The sequence below is a fragment of the Streptomyces sp. NRRL B-1347 genome, assembly GCF_000720325.1.
Classification (GTDB): domain Bacteria; phylum Actinomycetota; class Actinomycetes; order Streptomycetales; family Streptomycetaceae; genus Streptomyces.
In genome coordinates this window covers 1-21,251 of sequence record NZ_JOJM01000063.1, presented here as the reverse complement: position 1 = coordinate 21,251, position 21,251 = coordinate 1, and the positions used below count along the sequence as shown (strand labels likewise).

General features: G+C 68.4%; 17 protein-coding genes and 3 pseudogenes. 4 read left to right on the top strand and 16 right to left on the bottom strand.

Going from position 1 to position 21,251, the window contains the following annotated elements; translation table 11 throughout:
* Nucleotides 1–76 precede the first annotated feature (76 nt).
* The 9 genes and pseudogenes from IG74_RS52350 to IG74_RS0135675 all read right to left on the bottom strand — a co-directional run bounded on the left by IG74_RS52350 (nucleotide 77) and on the right by IG74_RS0135675 (nucleotide 11,920).
* The gene (locus IG74_RS52350) at nucleotides 77–922 is read right to left on the bottom strand and encodes a hypothetical protein (RefSeq protein WP_030685827.1); all 846 of its coding nucleotides are present in this window, start codon (nucleotides 920–922) and stop codon (nucleotides 77–79) included.
* On the bottom strand, nucleotides 919–5,493 hold the full coding sequence (locus IG74_RS0135705) for an AAA domain-containing protein (RefSeq protein WP_078869313.1): 4,575 nt from the start codon (nucleotides 5,491–5,493) through the stop codon (nucleotides 919–921). Before IG74_RS0135705 ends, IG74_RS52350 begins: the two co-directional genes overlap by 4 nt.
* 621 nt (nucleotides 5,494–6,114) lie before the next feature.
* Nucleotides 6,115–6,300 (bottom strand): hypothetical protein, encoded by a 186-nt coding sequence (locus tag IG74_RS0135700; protein ID WP_030685823.1) that lies wholly within the window; start codon nucleotides 6,298–6,300, stop codon nucleotides 6,115–6,117.
* 171 nt (nucleotides 6,301–6,471) lie between these two features.
* The gene (locus IG74_RS0135695) at nucleotides 6,472–7,716 is read right to left on the bottom strand and encodes a hypothetical protein (RefSeq protein WP_030685821.1); all 1,245 of its coding nucleotides are present in this window, start codon (nucleotides 7,714–7,716) and stop codon (nucleotides 6,472–6,474) included.
* Nucleotides 7,717–7,802: 86 nt separating this feature from the next.
* Nucleotides 7,803–8,203: pseudogene (locus IG74_RS53680) on the bottom strand (cation transporter); the annotation flags it as partial.
* Between the two features lie 222 nt (nucleotides 8,204–8,425).
* The gene (locus tag IG74_RS0135690) at nucleotides 8,426–9,532 is read right to left on the bottom strand and encodes a hypothetical protein (RefSeq protein ID WP_037826618.1); all 1,107 of its coding nucleotides are present in this window, start codon (nucleotides 9,530–9,532) and stop codon (nucleotides 8,426–8,428) included.
* Nucleotides 9,529–10,449: a lactate/malate family dehydrogenase gene (locus IG74_RS0135685; protein ID WP_030685816.1), complete on the bottom strand. Its 921-nt coding sequence runs from the start codon at nucleotides 10,447–10,449 to the stop codon at nucleotides 9,529–9,531. Before IG74_RS0135685 ends, IG74_RS0135690 begins: the two co-directional genes overlap by 4 nt.
* Nucleotides 10,446–11,594 carry a hypothetical protein gene (locus IG74_RS0135680; protein ID WP_051856084.1) on the bottom strand — a complete coding sequence of 383 codons (1,149 nt, stop codon included), beginning with the start codon at nucleotides 11,592–11,594 and terminating at the stop codon, nucleotides 10,446–10,448. The genes IG74_RS0135685 and IG74_RS0135680 overlap by 4 nt, the downstream gene beginning before the upstream one ends.
* A gap of 113 nt (nucleotides 11,595–11,707) precedes the next feature.
* On the bottom strand, nucleotides 11,708–11,920 hold the full coding sequence (locus IG74_RS0135675; RefSeq protein WP_030685813.1) for a hypothetical protein: 213 nt from the start codon (nucleotides 11,918–11,920) through the stop codon (nucleotides 11,708–11,710).
* A gap of 218 nt (nucleotides 11,921–12,138) precedes the next feature.
* Here IG74_RS0135675 and IG74_RS0135670 point away from each other — a divergent pair, with 218 nt between their 5' ends.
* Nucleotides 12,139–13,476 (top strand): tetratricopeptide repeat protein, encoded by a 1,338-nt coding sequence (locus IG74_RS0135670; RefSeq protein ID WP_234334553.1) that lies wholly within the window; start codon nucleotides 12,139–12,141, stop codon nucleotides 13,474–13,476.
* Between the two features lie 24 nt (nucleotides 13,477–13,500).
* Here the strand turns inward: IG74_RS0135670 and IG74_RS46535 are convergent.
* The 7 genes and pseudogenes from IG74_RS46535 to IG74_RS0135635 all read right to left on the bottom strand — a co-directional run bounded on the left by IG74_RS46535 (nucleotide 13,501) and on the right by IG74_RS0135635 (nucleotide 19,832).
* Nucleotides 13,501–14,163: pseudogene (locus tag IG74_RS46535) on the bottom strand (HAD-IA family hydrolase).
* Nucleotides 14,164–14,420: 257 nt separating this feature from the next.
* Entirely contained in the window at nucleotides 14,421–14,831 is a 411-nt protein-coding gene (locus IG74_RS0135660; RefSeq protein WP_030685807.1) for a hypothetical protein, read from the bottom strand.
* A 64-nt stretch (nucleotides 14,832–14,895) separates the two neighbouring features.
* Entirely contained in the window at nucleotides 14,896–16,623 is a 1,728-nt protein-coding gene (locus IG74_RS0135655) for a relaxase/mobilization nuclease domain-containing protein (protein WP_030685805.1), read from the bottom strand.
* A complete protein-coding gene (locus IG74_RS0135650; protein ID WP_030685803.1) occupies nucleotides 16,620–17,120 on the bottom strand; it encodes a plasmid mobilization protein in 501 nt (166 codons plus the stop codon). The genes IG74_RS0135655 and IG74_RS0135650 overlap by 4 nt, the downstream gene beginning before the upstream one ends.
* Nucleotides 17,121–17,414: 294 nt before the next feature.
* The gene (locus IG74_RS0135645) at nucleotides 17,415–18,185 is read right to left on the bottom strand and encodes a DUF2637 domain-containing protein (RefSeq protein WP_051856081.1); all 771 of its coding nucleotides are present in this window, start codon (nucleotides 18,183–18,185) and stop codon (nucleotides 17,415–17,417) included.
* A 61-nt stretch (nucleotides 18,186–18,246) separates the two neighbouring features.
* The gene (locus IG74_RS0135640; RefSeq protein WP_051856128.1) at nucleotides 18,247–18,903 is read right to left on the bottom strand and encodes an ATP-binding protein; all 657 of its coding nucleotides are present in this window, start codon (nucleotides 18,901–18,903) and stop codon (nucleotides 18,247–18,249) included.
* A gap of 41 nt (nucleotides 18,904–18,944) precedes the next feature.
* Nucleotides 18,945–19,832, bottom strand: a complete 888-nt coding sequence (locus IG74_RS0135635; protein WP_030685796.1) for a hypothetical protein — start codon at nucleotides 19,830–19,832, stop codon at nucleotides 18,945–18,947.
* Nucleotides 19,833–20,085: 253 nt separating this feature from the next.
* On the opposite strand from IG74_RS0135635, the gene IG74_RS49920 reads away from it, so the two are divergent.
* The 3 genes and pseudogenes from IG74_RS49920 to IG74_RS0135625 form a co-directional block, all read left to right on the top strand.
* The gene (locus IG74_RS49920; protein WP_078869311.1) at nucleotides 20,086–20,370 is read left to right on the top strand and encodes a helix-turn-helix domain-containing protein; all 285 of its coding nucleotides are present in this window, start codon (nucleotides 20,086–20,088) and stop codon (nucleotides 20,368–20,370) included.
* A 290-nt stretch (nucleotides 20,371–20,660) separates the two neighbouring features.
* On the top strand, nucleotides 20,661–20,897 hold the full coding sequence (locus IG74_RS54285; RefSeq protein WP_030685793.1) for a helix-turn-helix transcriptional regulator: 237 nt from the start codon (nucleotides 20,661–20,663) through the stop codon (nucleotides 20,895–20,897).
* Nucleotides 20,898–20,943: 46 nt separating this feature from the next.
* A pseudogene (locus IG74_RS0135625) lies at nucleotides 20,944–21,153 on the top strand (site-specific integrase); the annotation flags it as partial.
* Nucleotides 21,154–21,251 lie beyond the last annotated feature (98 nt).

Genomic DNA, 21,251 nt, shown 5'->3' with positions numbered 1-21,251 from the left:
TCCCCCTCGTGATCCGTTGTGCCTGGTCTGAGCGTCGTGGCCTCGCAGCCGCGCAACGCTTTCGGTCTCGTCCGGCCTACGCGCTGGCTTCGGGTTGGGTGGCCGCGAGATCGTTGAGGGCGCTGTTCACGACGTACCAGGACACGGTGAGCGTGTCGCGGTCGGGAGTGTGCGCCTCACGGAACTCGGCCCGCGGGTGGACAAAATTGCGGTACTCGCGGAGGGCCTGGCTGAAGCGTTCGACGTCGATGTCGATCCAGCCTGCCTCGTGGCAGATGCCGATGAGCACCTTGAGGCCGATGAAATCGGGGTTCTTGCCGCGCAGCAGGGAGGCGTCGCGCTGCTGAACCACCGTGAGCAGGACACCTTCAAGGAGACTGCCCAGCATGATGATGGCTGCGACGTGGGCGCCGTTGGCATGGCAGGTGCGCGCTTCGTCCAGGCGCCGCTGGAGCAGCGCCGCCATCTGCGGCTCGTGGATGATGTCCGCCATCGTGGCCTTGAGCTCGACTGGTGCTTGCTGGCCCGGGTGCGCCAAGGCTGGGTCGCAGACGACGATCCTGGGCCTGCCGCCCGGGTTCTCCAGGCGGAAGCCTTCGTGTACGAGGAAGGTGTTGACCGCGTTGATCACGGTCGGAAGGAGGTCGGGTTCCTCAAGGTACTCGCGTGCGTCGGCGAGTCTGATGAGTACTTTCTCCAAATCCATGGGGCTCTCCCGACGAACTATGAGTTGCTGGAGCACCCATTCGCTGCGGTACCCGCCCTCGTACTCGGGCACATTGCGCCACCCGGCACTCTCCAGGAACTCGGCGATCTCGAAGCCTCTGCGGTAATAGAGGTGGTCGTCTCCACAGATGACACGGGCCAGTTCCTTGAGGGTGTTGCCGTCGAGCTGGCCCAGAATGGTCGGTTCCTGCGTCACGCGGCGTCCTCCGTGGTGTCTTCGGCTTCTTCATCAGGCTGTTCGTTGTCAGTGCCGTCTTCGACGGTGAGGGTCTCGTCCGAGGAGAGGTTGAGCGGCTTCCACTCGCCCGTGGGGCCGGGCGGTGGGGCGGCTGTTGCCGGACGGTTGTAGTTCGCAGGCCGGATCAACTGGCGATCGAGCTCTTCCCATAGACCGTTGAGCGCGGCGTCGGGGTCGAAGCGGAAGTCACTGTCCCGGATGCGCCAGAACTTCCACCCCACGCGCTGCAGTTCGCGGTCACGTCGCTGATCGTTCTCGATCTGCTCCCGCGTGGCGCGGTGGAAGGGATCGCCGTCGCACTCGACGGCGAGGCGGCCACGAGCTCCGACAACCACTAGGTCGATGCGCTTGCTCCCGGCTGGGAACTGGGGAACCACGTGGTAGCCCAGCTCCTTGATCCGCACGTACACCTGCTGTTCGAAGAGCGAGTCGAAGGGGGCCCTTCGGACGTCTGGAAGGACCGGGCCGATGTCGTAGGTGGCCTCCAGTGCGGCGGGCGGATTTTCCATGTATGTCAGGAGGTTGAGCCGCAGGTCGTGAGGTTTGAGGCGGTCAGGCGGGACCGAGTAGAAGAGCCACATCTGGTCCTGGGCCCGGCTGGCGGCGACGTTGTACGCCTGCTGGTCGCTCTTGGACCCGCCCGCGATGAGCGGTGGGTTGGTCACCACCATGGACAGCAGAATGATGTGGCGCTCGTCGCCCTGGAACGAGGCCGCGTTGCCGACGCGTATCCGGTGGCGCTCGCGCACAGTGGCCGGCAGTCGCTGCTCGATGAGGGATTCCAGGAGCCTGGTCTGCCCAAAGCCCTGAAGCACGATCACGCCCATAGTCTTGTCCTGATAGGCGGGGTCTTCTACCAGGCGGACCAAGCAGTCGACGACGGCCTCGGCTTCCTTGGGGTTGTGGATACGGCCCTCACGGCCCTTCGTCACAGCGTCTTCGACGAAGTGGGTGCGCAGCGGATCGAGTCGTTCGCCGCCGTACTGGCGCAGAGGCAGGAGCTTGTTGTCGTAGAAGGTGCTGGAAGACCAATTGATGATCTCGGGCACACAGCGGAAGTGCTCTTCGAGGCGGATTACCTTCGGGAAGAAGGTGGACAGCAGCTGGTAGAGGTTGGTGTGCGGCGTATAGAGCTCGCGCAGCCGGGCGGGCATGTCCGGTAGATGGGCGGCAAGTTTGTCCTGGATGGCCTGGAGTCGGCCCTTGCCCGTGACGGCGGGTGCGCACTGCTTATCGTCGCCGACGACAATCACGCGCGGAGCCAGCCACATGAGGAACAGCGCGTCCATGCCGGCCTGGCTGGCCTCGTCGACGATGACGACATCGAAGGCATCTCGCTTCGACTGCACCATCTCGGCGACCTGCGGAATGGGCATGACCCACGCGGGAACCGCGCCTTGGGCCACGGACATCGCATCGCGTGCCGCGGCCCGGAAGCGTCCTGCATGCCGCCCCTTGCCCTTGCCGTACGACGCCATGTGGGTCCGGTACGCCTGCAGTGCCGAGCGCTGTTCTTGAGTCATCCGCTCCAGGCAGTGCAACCTGCCCCAGGTCGCGGCGAGTTCACCGGTAACGCACTCCAGCCTGTCTTCATGCTCGCTCAGATCGCCTTCGAGCTTGCGCTCCAGGCCGGGCGTACGCTGCGTCCGTACGAACTGCGAAGCCTTTGCCCATGCCCAGGCTTGTTCCAGAGCTCCCAGCCGTTGCTCCCAGTCGGGATCGCTGGAGCTGTTCATGAGCTGGCCTGCGAGCAGAGGGTGCGTGGCGTGCAGAAGGCCGAGCAGCTCGGCGCACCGACGCGTATGGTGCTCCCGCTGGTGCGCGGCGGCCAGTGCCTCCACCGCCTCGGCATAGGCGTCCACGTCCTGGTCCCGGAGAGCCTGTATGAGGTCAATGGCCTCCGTGGACGGGTGCGTGCCACTCGTAGGTGCACGGAGGAGCTCGTCCCACGCGGCCAATTGCGCGACTGCCTGGTTGGCGGCGCGCCGACCCTTGAGCGCGGCCACAGCGGCGTTGAAGTCCTGCCACGCCCGGCGGGAGGTGATCATCAGACGCACGCCGTGATGTACCAGGAGTTCGTCAATGTGCTCTCTGGCCGTGCCGAATGCCTGGACGTGCTCGAGGTGCTCTGCTCGTGTGGTGAGTTCGGCCAGCCGAACCTCCACTTCCCCCGGGGCGACCGCGGCACTGACTTGCTGCCAGCGTAGGGCCGCGCCAGCGAGCGTGGCATGGGCCTGAAGGCGCACCATGATCATGTCTATCTCCTCGGCCGTCTTCGGCGCATGGCCGTCGACGGAGCAGGAGTCCAGCAACTCTCGAGCGTTCTTCTGAACCTTGCTCGGAAACCTGGATCGCAGGGTCTTACCGGCGGCCAGATAGTCTCGGAGCTCGGTTCCGACCGACACCAACTGGCCCGCCTGCTGGACGGTCAGGTCCTCGGGCACAGCCACCTGGTGCAGGCCCAAAGCGTCCATGCCCCGTGCGACCTCGCGGATCGCGTTCGTGGCGGCCGCCACGCGCTGCCACAGCGCGAGGTTGGACCGGGAGAGTCGGTCCGTCAGCGCCCGGGTGGTCCACGAGTCCGTATCCCAGCGCGTGGCGTCCGTGGGCACCCCCAGGTGATGGAGGGCCGTCTTGCAGGTATCGAGCAGCAAGGCCAATTCGGTGGTCACGGACGCGTCGAGGCCAGCGAGTACGTCTCGGACCTCGATCGTCTCCGCAGACAGCCCTCCGTCGCTGAGGCGGCTGGCCGCGAAGACGTCCGCGACCTGCTTGGGTGATGGCAGCTTTTCAGGAACAGGAAGGGCGCCGCCTGCACGCGGCTCACTTGCGCCGGCGCGCAGCAGGAGGAGAAGTTCTAAGGCTTGCTCTGCGGCCAGCGGCGGGAGGTCCTCGGAGGTGTCCGGGAGAACGTCGATCCATCCGAACTGCTCGGCACCGGCGTGGACCCGTTCCACGATCTCGGCGAGCGTTCCCGCGTACCCCGGCGCCACGCTCCGATGTCGGTATTCGCCCTCCCGGAGGGAGATCACCTGCTCGGTGAGCGTCTCGATCCGTCCACGCACCTGGTCTCGTTCGTCGGCGAGGCGGCGGATCTCGGCGCGCAGTTCATCGGGATCGCTGGTAGCCACCTGATCGGTGAGCGCGTTGATGGTGCGCTCGAGCTCACCCGCGCCCTCCTGACGAGTGGAGCTGAGCAGCAGCACACACAAGTCCCTCACCGCAGGAGGCAGCTTCTCCCGAAGCACGGTCAGTGCCTGGTCGCGGGCACTGGTAACGAGCACCCGCTGGCCCTGTGCGAGCAATGCGGAGACCAGATTGGCGATCGTGTGGGTCTTGCCCGTGCCGGGCGGTCCCTGGACCACCACACCGGTGTCGTGTTCCAGGCGCCCGAGCACGCTCCTCTGCTGCGCGTTCGTCTTACCGGGGAAGAGCGGATCGTCGCCGAACAGCGGCGGTTGTCCCTTCCTGTCCCAGGCAGATCGTTCCTCGGCGCTGAGCGGCAGGACCATCTGGGCCAGACCGAGCGGCGCATGCACCTCCGAAGCCACTGTTTCCGCGATCTGGTCGTAGAACCGCAGCAGGGAGTTGAGGTTGCGTGGGCGCATGACCAACGCCGGCGCGTAAGTGAGTCGTGCCCCACGCTCCGGTGCTCGAGGCGGTTCCCATTCCGCGCTGAAGCCCATGGGGAGCGTGGTCGCCCGCTCCTGCCACTGTGCCAGCTGCTCCAGAGCCTCGGGGCCCAGTGGATCCATCGCCCGAGCAGTGATTTCCTCTGAGAGGGCGGCCCCGCGCTCGCGTACCCATCCGTCGTCGCTGTCCAGGAAGTCCTGGTCCTCAAGACGCAGGGCGCTCTCCGACGACAGCCGCACTGTCAGTCTCGCGGTACGGCGGTCCGCTGATGTCTCGACGCGATGCGTGAACAGGTGCCGGTGCACCACGTCCTCGTTCGGCCCGATCGAGGTCAACAGGCCGACGGCCAGGATGAGTTCCGTCTGATCGTCCTCCTGGGTCAGCTTCTGGTGCCACGTATAGACCCGGTCGTAGAGCTCGCGCAGGGGCCGTTCCGCCTGCTCCCGCTTCGCCCACCTGCGCCATCGATCCAGCCATGTGCCATAGGCCCGCAGCACGTCACCAGCCTCTTCGCGGCGAAGGGCGCCTTCCCCCTCCCACTGCTCATGGTTGTCCGCCCTACGCACCAGCTCGTGCCCCGGCCCCTGTTCCGCGAGAGGCGGATCACCTCCGTCTGGGTTCAGGCAGCGCGCCGGGTCTACCCAGCCATCGAGCGAGGTGGGGAGGTCGGGCGGTGCGCTCTGCGGGATATGGTCGAGCGTCAAGAGCACGCCGTCGTCGCGTGGTGCGGGCTTGCGGACGGACTCCGGCAGCCGGGCCAACCACAGGCGTTCACGACCGCGGTCGTCACGCTGTCGCTGGTGGCTGCTGTGAACTACGTCGCGTAGGAACTTGACCAGCCCCGTCGTTTGCCCGATGACGTCAGGATCACTCGCGTGGCGTCGCGGAATGTTCACTACTCTCCCCTCGACCGCTGACGAACGTTTCAGGATGAGGGTCGTTCAGGGCCGTAACAACGGAATTGGGGGAGGGCGACCAGATTCGCTCTACGGCTCCGGTTCTGTACGTGTCTCCGGACGTGATGGGCCATCGCGTGCCGATCGGCCTGACGAATGTGTGGGTATCAGGGCTTCCTCTACGTGCCTCTGCGCACGTGAAGGACGATGCGGACGGGCCGTCGGGAGAATCTTGATCGCCAGGGCCTCAGACCTCGTGTACCTCATGCGTGATGCCACGAGCAGGCCGAGCGATAGATGCGGACCGTAATGAGCGATCACTGTTTGTGGCGCAAAATGGACGTCGAGGTTCGAGAACGCCAAGGAAACAGAGGCGTTCGCGCCGGGGCCCTCGATCATCAGCACCAGAGCCTCAGACGTCGCTCTCAACCGCTCCTGGAGTGGGAACGAATCCGTGTTCGGTGATGTTCGCGTCTGCCGTGTAGTGCTGTTCTTCCAGGTCAGCGCCACACGGCAGGATCGTGGCTCCTGTCCGAGATGGCTTGTGCCACGCTGTCCGCACAGGCACCGCTCATGCATGCAGGGGCATGCTGATGGAGATGTGCGCTGGTGGCCGTGCGGTCAGCCGGAGGCCAGGGCGCGCAGAGTGAAGGTGGTGCCTCCGTCACGGGATTCGTAGACGCCCTTGTCGGTCGCGGCGAGGATGCAGTCGGCGCCTACAGCGATCAGCGCCTGCGGCTGGTTGCCGGGGACAGTGCCGGTCTTCTTCCAGGTGGTTTCGTTGTCGGTGATGCGGCGGACTGCCACCTCACGGCGCGGCGACCGGCTCGGGCCGCCGCTCAGCCGGAAAGCCGTGAGTACCTGGGTGTAGGTGCTCGACGTGGTGCAGGGCTGGTCGAGGAGCTTAGCGACGGTGTAGACGATCGATCGGTTGTCGCTTGCCCGCTGCTGCCGTCGAATCCGGCCGGGCGCCAGCGCCTACGCGAAGGCAGCTTCATCAGGCGCGTGCGAGCGTAGCCATCCCAAGACCGCAGCGCGGCAGACCTCTGCAGCCTTTTCATGGAGCTGGCCCTCCGCGATCCGTGTCGGCGTCGGTGTCACGAAGCCGGTCTCCTCGTCGACTTCCAGAAGGCTGTTGCCGTGCGTCAGCTGGGAGCGGGTCTCGTAGAGCAGTTTGTGGGTGCGCTCATCGTCTGAGCCTTCGGTCGGTGGCGCATGTTTAGCCACAAACTTCTGAAACAGCCTCGTCGGACCCACTCCGATGACTCGATCGCATTCGGGGCACTTCGGTTGCCCAGAGGGAACGGTCGTCAGCGCCTCCACCGCTTGTACCAACGATTGGAAGCTCGCGGAGTGCGAGTCGGCAAAAACCTTCCGCGCAAGGTGTAACCAGTAGGCAGCACGCAGGAGCTTTCGGCGATCGTCAGGTGTGAGCTGGAGGTAGGTGTCGAGGTACGTCGCCATGTCCTCGCGCAGGGTCAGCGTCGCCCCGTCCTCGATCCCGCGCGGAATTGGTCCTAGAGCGATGTCCGGTAGACCGTCCTGCTCCGAGAGCGAGTCTGGCCGTCCGTTTAGCATCCCTGGGACGTAGTAGCCCTGTTGTGCGTATTCGCTCCGCATTTCTGGCATCGGCGCTTCCGGGTTCAGGGCGCTCAAGGTCGGTATCAGTATCCAGCCCTGCGCCGACTGGCCCGCCAGCCTGAGGCCAGGCACGAGCAGGGTCAGAAGAAGCGCCAGCTGTCGGGGTTCACGGCCGGAGCGCAGACTGTTGACCCATGGGTCAACAGCGCCATCGAACTGAATCTCGCAGATGAGCGGATGGTCAGCTGTCTCGTGGGGCGGCTGCGGGGACCCTGCTGGCACTTGGCGCAGGACGATCCGGTCGCGATACCGCCAGTAGCCCACGACCGGCACATGTGCGTACAACACGAACCGGGCCACCTTCGGGACTGGCGCTGACACCAGCTTGTCCTCGATCTCCGTTTCGATCTGCGCAACCAGCTCCTCCGGGAACCCTTCTGCCGGGATCAGACCGCAGATTCTCCCGGTCCTCCTGCTGTAGACCACGGTCAACGTGATGGAACCGTTGGTCAGTTCAATCTCGCGCGCTGTCGTGTATCGACCGAGAGGGAAGAACCGTGTCAGCAGATTCACCAGCTCGCCGTCGTCCACTTCGGCCATGCGAAGCCGGCGCTCAAGGTCGAGTTGCCTGATCGCCGTCATGGTGTTGCCTCCGAATGCCTGAGACAGGGCAGATGCCCCCGGCGCGACCCAGCCTATTGTCCGAGCTGTACACCGACCGGGTCACGTCAGCAGCAGTCGCAGCCCCCGGGACAACCACACTGGCTCGCTTCGGACGTGACGGCGGTGGATGCGGGCGGGGTCGGGGCGCAGCAGCCCTTGCCCCGCCAGGCGTCGCGGCCTTCCTTCGCGGCGATGACCACGATGGCCAGAGCGGCGATCGGCCAGCCCAGGACCAGCCGAGGACGAGGTTGGTGAGCAAGCTGACGAGCAGGACGGGGCACAGGTAGGTGCACAGCAGCGTCTCCTTGGAGTCGGCCACGGCCGACGCCGAGCCGAGCTCGCGTCCGGCATTGCGCTGAGCTGCGGACAGGAACGGCAGGACGGCCAGCGAGAGTGCGGCCAGGATGATGCCGGGGACCGAGTGATCGGCTTCGCCGGTGTCGGTCAGGGCCTGTACGGAGCCGATGGGGTTTGGGCCGCGCCTGGAACCGTCACTCCAGACGGCACGGAGTGGGCGGCGCGGACGCGGCTGAATCGTCGTCGCTGTGAGCGGGCGAGGAGGCTTCGTTGGTCACGGAGGCCCCGGCGCCGCCCGCTGTATCCCGATAAGCAGGCCTTACATACTCAGCTGCGGTTGGGCCTCTTCGTCGGCCGGGAACGGGGTCCCGGCTCGAACGAACTCGGCTCCTCACCCCCGACCCACAAGGAGGCCCGCGAGGAAGGTCATGTTGTCCTTCTCGTCGTGGGACAGGGTGAGGGTGTGGTGGGGCAGGCGGCGTAGCAGGTCGAGGGTGTGCTCGGGGGTGAGCTGCTCGGTGGGCAGCAGGCCGAAGACGTCCGGGTAGCGGTCTTCGGTGGTGCTGTTGAAGAAGTCGTCCATTGTCAGGGCACGGTCGTTGTTGGTGAGGGCCGGGGTGGTGGCGGGGGTGATGCAGGGGAAGAGGATGTGGGCGGCGCGGCCTTCGGTGGCCAGGGTGAGGCCGAGCCATTCGGTGAGTTGGTCGGGGAAGAACTGGGGCTTGAGCTCCTTCCCCTTCTCGTTCCAGAGAGGCTTGCGGCGGCCGGTTGTGAGGGCGTTGGTCACGTCCTGGTGCTGGGTGGGGTGGAGGCATTCGCCGCGTTGGGTACGTTCGCGTACGGGGTCGTAGAGGTCGAGGGCGTCGAGCAGGCCGAGGCCGATGGCCGCGGCCGAGGGCCAGGGCAGGACGCGGATGCCGTGGCTGTCGGGGCGGACGAAGACGCGGTCGTTGGCGAGCAGCCGCCATCCGGCGCGGGCCAGCAGGAGTGCGGTTGTGGTCTTGCCCGCGCCCTTGCCGCCGAGAGTGAGGACGGTCTGTCCGTCGGGGTTGACGACGGCGGAGGCGTGCAGGATCGACCAGCCGTCGGCGAGGAGTTGGCCGCGTACGACTTCGCGGGCCAGACGGGCTGCGGCCAGGCATACAGGCAGGGGCTCGCGGCCGACGATGTGGAGGTGGTCGGGTTCGGAGCGGTAGGCGAGGTGTTCGTCGGGCTGGGTGGCCGTGATGGTGTGGTCGCCGGTGCGGCTGTGGAGCAGTCGCGCGTTGGCGTACGTGGTCTCCTGGTGGGGGCGGTCGGTTACGTTTCGGGTGTACGTGGCGACTGCGGCGGGGTCGACTTCGGCGGTCACCAGCGGGCCGGAGAACGGGGCGGTGGCGGAGGTGGCGTTCCACCACTGGCCGAAGTAGCGGATCATCCAGTCGGTCACGGCGCTGGTCTGGCTGAGGACTGTCACGGCGTGGTCGGCCGTGGTGATGCGGGTGGCGTGCTGGGTCACTGAGGTTCTTCTCCTTGCTCGGCGAGGTGGGATCGGAGGGCGGCGTAGGCGGCGCGGAGCTTGTTGTCGGCGTTGACCAGGCGTTGGGCCTCGCTCAGGTCCAGTTCGGGCAGGCACACCGTGGGCTGCCCGGCGGTGAAGTGCAACGGGATTCCTCGCCAGCGGTCGTCGTGGTTGACGCACAGTTCGACTACGCCGTCCGCGAGGCCGAGGGTGGCCCGCAGGGCGGCGAGGACGGCTCCGGCGGGTCCGGCTCGGGCGCGGCCGATGCCCTGGTTGATGCGGCGGGGGCGGGCACGGAGTTCGGCGCGGGCCTCGGCCAAGGGGACCGCGACGGGCAGGCCAGCGACGCGGGTGGCGGCGGCGCACACGACGGCGTCGTCACCGTGCTCGCCGATCACGTGGCCGTCGATGGCGTCCACGGGGACGTGCAGGTGGTGGGCGAGGGTGAGTCGGTAGCGCGCGGTGTCGGTGTTCGAGCCGACCCCGTACACCCGTCGGCAGCCGGAGACCTCGGCGAACAGGCGGGCCATCACATCGACCGGATTGGTCACCACGATCGTGGTGCCGGTGTAGCCCGCTAGGGTGCGGGCGAGACTGGCGACGATGGGCGCGTTGGCCGCCAGGCCAGCCATGCGCACGTCTGTGGTGGCGGTGTTGGTGAACTTCGCCCTGGGGCAGACAACGACCGCCGCGCAGTGGTTCATATCGGCGGGGTGGGCGATGCGGGCCAGGACAGAGGCGTCCAGGACCTGCTGCATGTCCTCCAGGTCGGCGACCAGGGCCTCGGCCGAGGACGGGGAGCCGGAGGCGATGAGGATCTCGCGGCACCAGCCCGTGCCCATGAGCAGGGCGGACACGGTCTGCCCGACAGCACCGGCCCCGATCACACCGATGGCCGCCACCGGGCCCTTCATGAGGCCGCTGCCTTGGCTGCCTCGCCCAGCACTATGGGCCATGCCGTGCTCGTCTTGTTCTCCGCCAGGACCGTGCTGGCCACGTCTAGCAGGCGGCACACCGCATCGGCCCGTTCGACGGCGGCGATCGCCTTCGGAGGCATGGGCAGCACCGCGGGGCAGGTGAGGTAGGTGGACAGGATGTTGACGGTGTCCATCAGCCACAGCACGGCCAGCTCCCGCAGCCACGCGGCCCGTTCGCTGTCGGTCAGATGCCAGACGCGCTTCCCCGCGCACGCTCCCAGCCCCGCGGTGACGCTCTCCACGGTGCCGCTGGGTGGCGGATCGGCGATCAGACCCAGGGTGGTGCGGGAGATCAGTTTGGCCAGGTCCGCCGCGTCACGGCCGTACGCGATGCCGGGGTCGAGGTAGCCGGGCGGCTCGTTGGGGCCGTGGGGGTAAACGATGTGCTCGGGCTTGAGGTCGCCGTAGACAAGCGGGCGAGGACCGGTGGCCGTCGCCTGCCCCAGGCGCCGCAGCCGGACCACGACCTCCCGCAGCACCGGCCCGAACTCCCCGGCCTGCCGCAGATAGGCGTGTCCGCTGATGCCGTTGAACTTCCGGCTGAATGTGGCGGGTATCCCCCGCTCGGAGATCTGTACGTGCTGGACACGATCGGCCATGCGCCGCATGGCTCCGTCCAGCTCGCGCATCGCCCGCACAGCCAGGTCCTCGGTACGGTCGGGCTCCTTCACCACCAGCTCGCCGAACGTGGGCCCGGGCAACGGCCTGGTGAACAGCACTCCGGCGCAGTAGCCGACGGCTTCGGGTACCCGTGCCCGGGCGAGCGCCAGCAGCTTGAGCTGCTCGGCCTCTCGCCCCAGCAGTGCCCCTCGTGAAGCGGTGTAGGCGGCCTGTGCCGCGCGGACGGCCTCCCAGGAGCCGCACGTCCCGCGCACCACGGACACGAGAGAAAGACCCAGGAAGGAGTACTTGGCGAAGAACTCCTCACCGTCCACGTCGAGGCTGCGGACGTAGCCGGTCACGCTGGGGGTGTGGGCGCCAAGCCGGATCTCCTGAGCGCGGGGCCAGACCTGGGCTGCCGCCTCCAGGATCTTCCGGTCTGCGTACCGGAACAGCTCGGCGGCGGTGTACGGGACTTCCACTGTTCCTCCCAGAGGAAGAGATCCGTCCGCCACCGACGACGGGCGGACCGCTTACGGGGCGTAGGGCGCCTGGTCGTGCACCAGCGCGGTGGGGAGTGCTGGGGCACGGGAGTTCAGACGGACGGAGGCGCCACATCAGGCGCCGCTATCGACACGGTGAGCTGGGCGGGGCTCACCAGGTCAGCGACCTGGTGCCGCAGGACCCAGGCCGGAGGCACCAGGTTGATCAGGGCCAGCACGATGACCGCCTTCAAGGAACCGTCGCGGATCTTGTCCTTGCGGCAGATGGCGCTGTCCTGCTCGCAGTCCTGCTTCGTACTGGTCACGGCTGCCTCCGTCCTGTTCCGGTCAGGTGGTGTGACAGCGGGCCGCCGGGCGGCATGGGGGTTGCTCCGGCGGCCCGCTGCTCTTCGGCACCGCACTCAGGCCCAACAGGCTCTGTACCGAGTGCGGTTGATGTTCAGTGAACGCGTGGCCGCGGACACGCAACAGGTGGGAGGGTGTAACCCCGCGTAGTTCCGCGTAACCCCGTCGGGAGGGGCGGATGAAGATGGAGAGGATCCAGAGCATCGCGGAGCTGATCCAGAAGGGGTGCGCGAAGCGCGGCTGGGGGCCGTCCAAACTGGCTCGTGAGCTGGGCATCGCCGAGGGCCGAGGACCCACGGCCATGTCCCGGCAGTACGCCCGCAAACTGATGGTCGGGGAGCGTAACCCCGAGTACTGGCTGCCCTACGTGATCCAGGTCTTAGGGATCAAGGCACCCCAGATCGGCGATGTGTCCGCGCCGATCTCCGGCCCCGCGGATACCGTGGCCTCAGTCCTGGCCTTAGGGAGGAGTGACGTGGACCGTCGGAGCTTCCTGACCGCCTCCGGCGGTGCGACCCTGTCTCTGCTCGGCGTGCCGGACGCCGAAGCCATCACCCGCCGCGTGCACAGTGCGCCAGCCGGAGCCGTACGGGTCGGCCAGGGCGAGGTGGACGCAGTCCTGGCCATGGTCAAGACCCTCGGCGACTCGGCGGCCGAGTATGGCGGCAGCCACGTACGCCGCTTGGCCATCGGATACCTCACCGACAACGCCGGGCCGTGGCTGGACGGCAAGTACACCGAGGCCACTGGCCGCCGCCTGTACGCGGCGGCGTCCCAACTCGCCCACCTCATCGGCTGGATGTACCAGGACGAGGGCGACGACGACGATCATCGGGACCGCGCCAAGCAGTACTACGCCCACGCCTTCCGCCTAGCGGACGAGGCCGGTGAGCCCGAACTCGCCGCGACCGCCCTGCGCGGCATGACAGTCCAGTCCATCGCGCTCGGCCCCCGCTACCGCGCGGAAGCCTTCGCCCTGGCGGAGAAGGCCATGGAGCACGCCCGCAGTCTCGACGACCCCCGCGCGGTCGCCTACTACCAGTCCACACTCGCCGAGGCCGCCGCCCTGGACGGCAACCACAAACTCGCCGCCAAAGCCCTGGCCGCCTCCCAGACCTCCATCGAACGCACTGCCACCGCGCCGCCCGGCCAGTCCTGGGCATCCCACTTCACCATCGGCCGCTGGGCCCACACCTCCGGCATGACCCTCGCCACAATGGGCGACCTGACCGGCGCCCGCGAACAGCTCCACCAGGCCCTGGAGATCCACGGACTCGACCGTCGCCGCAGCCGCGCCCACGTCCTCGGCAACCTCGGCGAGATCCACCTCCAGCAAGGGGACCTCGACGGCGCCATGACCGCATGGACTGAGTTCCTCGACTGCGCGGACGGCGTACGGTCCGTCCGCATCCGCGACGCTGCCCTGGACATGCGCGTCCGGCTCGCTCGCCACAAGAAGGTGGCGGGAGTCAGGGCCTTGGACGGGCGGGCCGCCGTGCTCCTCGACCGGCAGTAGCTCCCACTCGGCTGAACCTGGTTCCTACGCGGCCAGGTCGATGCTCACCCCGAGCAGGGACTGCAGCTCGGCGACCGTGTCCGCCTCGTGCCTCGCGAGCACGGTGGTGATGCCCAGGGCCTCGGCGGGCGGGAGGTTCACCGGATGGTCGTCGACGAACACACAGGCCGAGCCGGGCAGACCCAGACGCTCCAGCGTCAGCTGGTAGATCGCCGGGTCCGGCTTCGCGAGGCCGACAGCCTCGGAAATGACGTGCACGTCGAACAGGCTCCAGATGCCCACTTGTTCGTACGGGTTGAAGGGGTCCAGGCCGAAGCTGTTCGAAAGGAGTGCGAGCCGGTACCCCGCTTCCTTGGCGGCCCGCGCGAGGGCGGCCATGTGCCGTGCTGCAGGCACTCCGGTCCAGGCGCGCCCCATCAGGTTCGACGGTTCGACGTGCGCACCGAGCAGGCTCGCGGTGCCCTCATTCCACTTGGCCTGGCCGATCTGCCCGATCTCCAACGCCGCGTACAGCCGTCGGCCTTCGGGGTTGTCACCGAGAGAGGAACGCCATGCCTCGGGGTGGAGACCCTACGCCTCGCACCACGCGCGGTGCACGGGGCGCGGGTCGGCGGTCAGTACCCCGGCGAAGTCCAGGATGAGTCCGCGCGGGTCGTTGCGATCGGCGGCGACCTTGGCATGCGGCATGCTGCGTGCTCCCTCTCCGTTGGCCCTATGAGGGACGTTACCGCGTGCCGGGCGAGCAGGATGGTGTGAAGACCCTGCCCTCCCGGCATCGCGCGGATGTGAGCAACACCGTTGTACTGGCGACTGCTGCTGTGAGCCCGGGCTGCCCTGGACTAGGGGCTGGGGCCGTGGCGTTCGCCGAGGTGGTGGACGTGGCCGGTGGCGGAGAGGGCTCCTGGCCACCGGCCGCCGGTTCGTGCTGGGGCTTGCCTGTGTGCTCAGTCCTCGTGCGGCGGGGTGTCGACGGCACCCGCAGCGACGATGGTGGCCAGCCGGTCGTACTTGAGCATGTCCTCGTGGGTCATGAAGGGGACGAGGACTTCATGGTGCGGGATGACGTACTTGAACAGGAGCTCGGCCAGCTCCAGTGCGGCTGTTGCGGCCTCGGCTTTGGCTGTGGGGTTGTGGACGCGGATGCCTGCGGCCTGGAGTTCGTCCGTGGTGGCGCCACGGATGATCGCCTGTTCCTCCTCGGTGAAGGGGCGTCCGTCGAGGTGGCGGTAAACGAGGGAATCCGCAGGGAGGTTGAAATCCGTGTCGAACAGCAGGGCCATGACGTGGGGACGGGGTGTGGAGGCGTGAATGGGGGTCTCCTCAAAGGGGGCGGGATGGATGCTGATGTCGCTCATGGTCCGGACGGTCCCCGGTTTCGCTAACCGGGGATCGTCGGCTATGTTCCGGCGGCTTGTGTGGTCATCGCCGACGAGCGGAGGCGTTCGTCGGAGGGGCCACCGGCTGTGTGGCAGGCGTGGGGGAGGGGGTGCGTCGGCCCGCTTGCTGGGGGCTGTGCGGGGCGTATCCGGGCAGGCCCGCGGTACGGCGCAGGCGCCAGACGAGGACGTCGCTGATGGATTCGGCGGTGTCCAGTTCCCGGTGGGCGGCGGCCTCGACGAGCAGGGCCCGGGGATCGTGACCAGCCTGTTCGGCGTCGGTGAGGGTGGCGGCCAGGGCGATCCAGCCGGGCTCGGCCAGGATGGCCTCGGCGAGCTCGGGCAGGGCGGCGCGCATGGTGGCGGTGTGGTGGTGGCGTAGGGATGGGGCGATACGGCGACCCCGCTCCCGCAGCACGCTGAGAGATTCCGCGGCCGCTTGCTGGTAGGCGGCGAGCAGGTGCTCGGCGGCTTGGCGGGCGGCCTCGGCCTGCTGGGCGTGCTGTCGCCGGGCATGCCAGTGCACGGCAGCGATGACGAGGAAGAACAGCATGTCGATGGCCATGGCAGTGCTGGCCCTTTCCTCGCCCCGGCCCAGTGCCGGCCCGCCTCGGATCAGGTCGCGTGCGGCACGGCGCAGGTCCTGTGCGTGACGGAACTCGGCTCGGGTGTGGGAACGGGAGGCCCGCTCGAACTCCCAGGCTGCTTTGCGCAGTTCACCTCGGGTGTGAAGAGCTGAGGTCTTAGCGAGGGCGTCAAGGACCTCGCCGGTCACGGCGATCTGCGCGGCCGCCGCACCGTCATCGCCGCTGTGGTCGAGGACGAGCAGTGCCTGCCAGGCGGCCTGGGCGGTGGTGCGCCGTGCCGCGGCGGGTGCTGACGGGGAGGCGGCTGGGCTCCCCGGCCGTTCGCTGTCGGCGGTCTGCGCTGGGGTGGGGTTGGTGGTGAAGCGTTCCTGGATGCGGGGCAGGGAGAGGTCCGGGGCGAGGGTGGACCCGGCGTAGAAGATCGGCTCTTGGCCCTCGTTGCGGTCGTCGGGCAGAGCGACTTTGTAACCGCGCAGGTCACCGGAAGGCAGCACTTTGGTGCGGACGAGGAGCCCGGCGTCCTTGAGGCGGCCGAGGAACTCCTCGGTGGAGGCGGCACCGGCGACTGCCCGACGGACGGTCTCACGCAGTTCCTCGCGCGCGGGTCTGTCGCGGCCGTGGCGTTCGGCCTTGTGACGCTCAGCCCTGGAGGGTTGCTTGGCGGCGGTGCCGTCGCTGGGGGCGACGCGGCGGAGACCCAAGTCGGCTTCGATGAGGCGGGCTTCAGCCTGGGCGCGCTTGCCGGAGCGGTGGTGGTCGGGGCGGCGGCCGTCCTCGCGTACGAGGGTGGCGATGATGTGGATGTGGTCGTCGGCGTGGCGTACGGCTGCCCAGCGGCAGCCCGCGCCGTCGCCTGGGTCGATGCCGGTGGCCGCGACGATGCGTCGGGCGATGTCGGCCCACTGCTCGTCGGTCATGATCGGGTCGTCGGGCGCGGCGCGCACGGAGCAGTGCCACACGTGGTGGGCGGGCCGCTGGTCGGTGTCGAGCAGGTGGAGGGGCTGGTCGAGGAGGCGCGCCAGGTCCTTCTTCGTGGCCTTCGGGTCGCGGCCGGGGTCGGGGGCCATGTGGTCGAAGGAGGCGACCAGATGCGGATCGGCGTGCTCCTCGCGTGTGCCCTTGCCGTAGAGGTAGCGGAGCAGGCCCAGGGTGCTGCTGCCCTGGCGGTGGATGCTGGGGATCAAGCAGCCTCACCTTCCTGTTCCGGCTGGTGGGTGACGCGGTCTGCGGCCTTACCTACGGCGTTGGCCGCGCGCCGGATGTCGGCGAGCACCTCTTTGAGGTGCGGTGCGTCACCGCCGGAGTTGAGGGCCCTGGCGACCTGGTTGAGGTTGCTGCCGGCCCAGCCGAGCTGGCGGCGCATGGCGAACAGCTCGGTGAGCACATCGCGTTCGGTGGCGATGGTGGCGGCGGTGCGGGACTGGTCGCGGGCGGCGGCCAGCGCGGAGTGGGCGAGGAAGCCCGCCATGCTCATGCCGACGGCGTCGGCGCCGGCCTGGATGAGGGCGTGCTCTTGATCGCTGAGGCGGACGCTCTGGGCGGGGCGCTGCTTCTTGTCGCGCGGGCGCGCCTTCCCCTTGATCTTCGTCCGGCGCTTGCGGCCGGTGTTTCCTCGCTGCGATCCGCCCTCGGTCGCGGCCTTCCCGTCCAGTGCCCCCTGGCACTGGACGGGCCCCGCCACCCCCGGGGCGGGGTCGGGTTCGGGCGCTCCCCCTGCGGGGGAGTGTCCGAACCTCCAACTTGCTGCGCTTGGGGCTGCTGTGACCAGTGGTGCGGCTTTGGGGCGGTCAGGGTGAGAGTCGGGCATGCGGAGCGGCTCCGTTTCGGAGTGTGGCATTGGCGGGGATGGGTGGTCGGCCTGTGGAGAGCTGTCGGCGTGCGGGGGGGGGGAGTGCGCGGACCGCGTGCGGACCGGGTGAGGTGGATGGTCCGTACGCGGTCCGTGCGGGATTGCGTGGGGTGACCGGATATCCGGTCACCCCACGGGGAGACCGGTCAAGGAGCCTTGGTCCGCGCGCAGGCGCTGCATGAGCTCGGTGAGACGGTCCTCGGAGATGGGCAGCCCGGCTTCACGGATCGCGTCGCGCGCGACGGCTCGGCTGACCCTCCCGTGGGCCTCGACGGCTGTGCGGGCGATGGCGAGCAGCTCGTCCATCTCGGCGCCCGGCGGGCGGCCGGAGCGAGGCGCTTGAGTAGCGTCCGTGGTCGAGGGCGGTCCGGGCTCGTCCTGTACGAGGTCGGTGTCGGGCGAGGCGGGGGTGGGGTGCACGGGTGCGGCTGTGGTGGGGGTGGTCCGTGCGGTCTGCCGGGCGATGAGGATGTACAGATGGACTGCCCCGGCGAGGGCGAGTGGCGCGAGGGTGGACAGGAGGCCGACCGTCGTGTCGCCGAGCCTCAAGTTTCCCCTCGGGGTTTGCTGGTTGAGGCGCACGGCGTGCAGGGCGTTGGCCCAGATACTGGCGGCGGTGGCGGTGCCGAAGAGCGCCCAGACGTAGGCGCGGGCGCGGAAGGGGGCGCCGCGCAGGATGATCAGAGCTCGGACGCCGTAGGCGATGAAGCCGTCGATGACGAGCGGGAAGAGGTACGTCAGTAGTCCGCGCACGTGGATGGCGGTGGCCATCTGTTGCAGGGCATCGTACGAGAGTGCGCAGCCTGTGCTGCCAAGGGCGACGATTGCGGCGCGGTCCCACCCGGTGACGGAGTGGGAGGGAGTGTCGGTGTGGGCGGGCAGGTCGGGTTGGGGCATGCAGGCGGCTCCGTGGGTCCCTTGTGGCAGGGGTAGAGGGATAGTTGGTGGGCCCGTGGGGTCAGGCCGTGGTCGCAGGCTGTCGCCGCCGGTCGGGACCGGTGAGGACGACGCGGCGTGTCATCTCCGCCAGGCGCGAGGCCACGCGGTCGCCTATGGCGTCGCGCAGGGCGCCGATGGGAAGGTTGGTGGTGATGAGGGTGGGGAGCATCTCGGTGTAGCGGCGGTCGATGAGCCGGTACGTCAGCTCCTCCGTCCACTCCGACTGCTTGGCCGCGCCGAGGTCGTCCACGATCAGCAGTGGGCTGCGGCTGAGGACGTGGAGTTCGCGCTCGGGGTCGTGGCCGGAGCGCGGGCGCAGGCGGGCATGCAGGTCAGGGGTGTTGGTCGCCTCCCAGCGCAGTCGTACCCCGGCACTGAGCAGCGAGCGGACGGCTCCGTACGCCTGATGGGTCTTGCCGGTGCCGGTGGTGCCGACGATCAGCAGCGACGGACCGCAGGCGATGCCGCGCGAGCCGCCCGGGCCCGGCCGGGCGGCGCGGACGATCTCGTCCCCCCAGGCGGTGACCTGGGGGTGGGTGGCGAGGGCGTCGCGGTAGCGGGGCGGGATGCGGGCGTCGGCCAGTTGCAGTGCGGTCACGGGCTGCGCGGGCGGCTCGGCGGGCAGGGACGCGCGGTCGATGCCCCGGTCGGCGAGGATGCCGTCGAGGCGGGCCATCACCGTGCTGACACGCCGGGGTTGGCGGGCGGTGGCCGTGGTCACAGCTGGCCTCCGTAGGCCGCTTCGGCATCGGCGGGCGCGGGGTTGGTCCAGGCCCGGTGCGGGCCTGCGGCAGCCTGTGGTGCGGCGTTCATGGCCTCGTGCACGAGGCTGGGCAGGGTGCTGGGGTGCAGGCCCTTGGCGCGGTGCCGCTCCAGCCCGGCGCGTATGTGAGCAGCCGCGATGCCTTCGTCGAGCAGCTTGCGCACTTCCCGGCCGAGGTGCCCCAGCACGTCCTGGGGCGGGCGGTGAGCGCAGGCGACGGCGTAGTCGCCGATGAGCTGATGGGCCGAGACGGTCTCGGGCGCGGGGGCGCTCGCGCCCCCCAACGGAGTAGATCCTAGATCCCTGTTCCTAGGTCCTAGATCCGAACCGTGAGGGCTCACCGCATGCTCATGCACTTGTGGTGAAGGCTCACTGAATTCGCTCTGACCTGTGCCTTTGCGGCTCAGTGAGTCCTCCGTGTCTACGCCGTGAGCCTGTGCGGAGGGCTCCGTGAGCGTTCCGTGCGAGCGCGGTGAGCGCTCAGGTGCCAGGCCGAGGTCGTGGTGCGGGCAGTCGGGATGCCGGACCCCGCTGGGCCGGTTGACCTTCTGGTGCCGCGCGAAGGTGACGATGTGCAAGTACCGCTTCCCATCTGCGCCCTCGTAGCGGCAGATCAGACCGGCGGTGTGGAGCTGGTTGAGGTCGTCCTCGACACCCATCGGCCCGTGCTCGGGGCGCAGCGACCACAGCAGGCCGGCGATGACGGCTGCCTGGTCGCGGTACCGGCCGTGGTCGTCGGCCTGGGTGAGCAGGCCGAAGAAGGTCCGCTCGGCGGAGAGGGAGACGGCCGCCAGGGATTCGGACGCGAACGCCTCAGGCTTGATGGTGCGGATACGGGCGATGTAGATCGACCACCTTTTGCGAATCGGGGGCGGGGGATTCGGGCAGGGGATGGTGCGCTGGTGCTTGGACAACACAGCCACACCTACAGCCCAAAAGTCCAGAGTTCACTCGTGAACTCAGTACAACTTCCTGCGGGCCGTGCATTCAGTAGGCCCGGATCCCCGGTTGCTGAAATCAGTGTCGGTCAGCACATCGCTCACAGCAGACGAATAGTGCTTCCCTGAGGTGGCGTGCGGAAGCTACAACACGACCATGCCTCCACGACCTCTCCAAATCGGTCCCGCAGGACGGGCCGTCGCTCACGCCGTCGAGTCCACGCGCACCGCCCGCGGCTATTCCCAGCGTCAGCTTGCCAGCCGCGTCACCGCGCTCGGGCGCCCCATGACGTTCACCGCTGTCTCCCGCATCGAACGCAGGGTCCGACGCTGTGACATTGACGATCTCGTAGCCATTGCCATGGCCCTTGATGTCGCCCCGCACACCCTGCTCGGCTGTCGCGCTCAGTCGTTGGACCCGTTCGGCGAGGGCGCAACATAGCCGACGATCCCCGGTTAGCAAAACCGGGGATCGGCCGGAGCATTGAGTCTCCCGAGGCGGTCCCGTCTCCATCCGTCCCGTGGGGCCTTGTACAGCAGGGTCTGCGGTGACTGGAAAAGGGTCCTGCCGAGAAAATATCGCCACGGTCTGAAACAAATCGTCGTGACGGGCCGCTCGTAAACCCAAACTCCTAGCCGAAGGACCCCTTCTTGTCTGAAGTTGCCCTGCTTTCCCAGCGTCGTTCCTCCGCACTTCCGAATGCCTCCGCCGTAGGACAGGCATTCCTTGGCGTGCAGGCAGCGGCGGCCTATCTCGGTATCTCGCCGCGCACGCTCTACGTCTGGCGGCACCGGCGGCAGGGGCCGCCGAGCTTCCGGTTGGGGGCCCGTGGGCGGGTGACGTACCGGCTCGACGCGCTCGATGCCTGGATACGCGAGCAGGAGCTGGCCGACTCGCGCTCCAACCTAGCCCTCGACCCCGTGAGCGCGGCCCCGCAGCGTCGGGTCGACCACTCGGCTACGGCCTGACGCACCAGCGGTAGCGCCACCCTCACCCCCAACCCCGAGGACGTACTTGGCTGGCTACATAGAAGACCGCTGGATCAACAAGAAGAAGGACCCCACCAGCGGCAAGCGGGAGCGCACCGCCCGCTACGGGAAGGGCACCCGGTACCGCGTCGCTGGGATCCCCGGCGTACGGAACATGTCGTTCGACACGCTGGAGGACGCCAAGGCGTGGCTGCGCAGAGCCGGAACCGACAGCGAGCGCGGCGAGTTCGTCGACGAGTAATTGTCAAGAGTTGTGGATCATCGTGCCTCGGAGTTCTCGCCCGGCGGGCAGGGCGGGATCCCTCGAAGGCAGGCGTACGCCAGCTCATATGG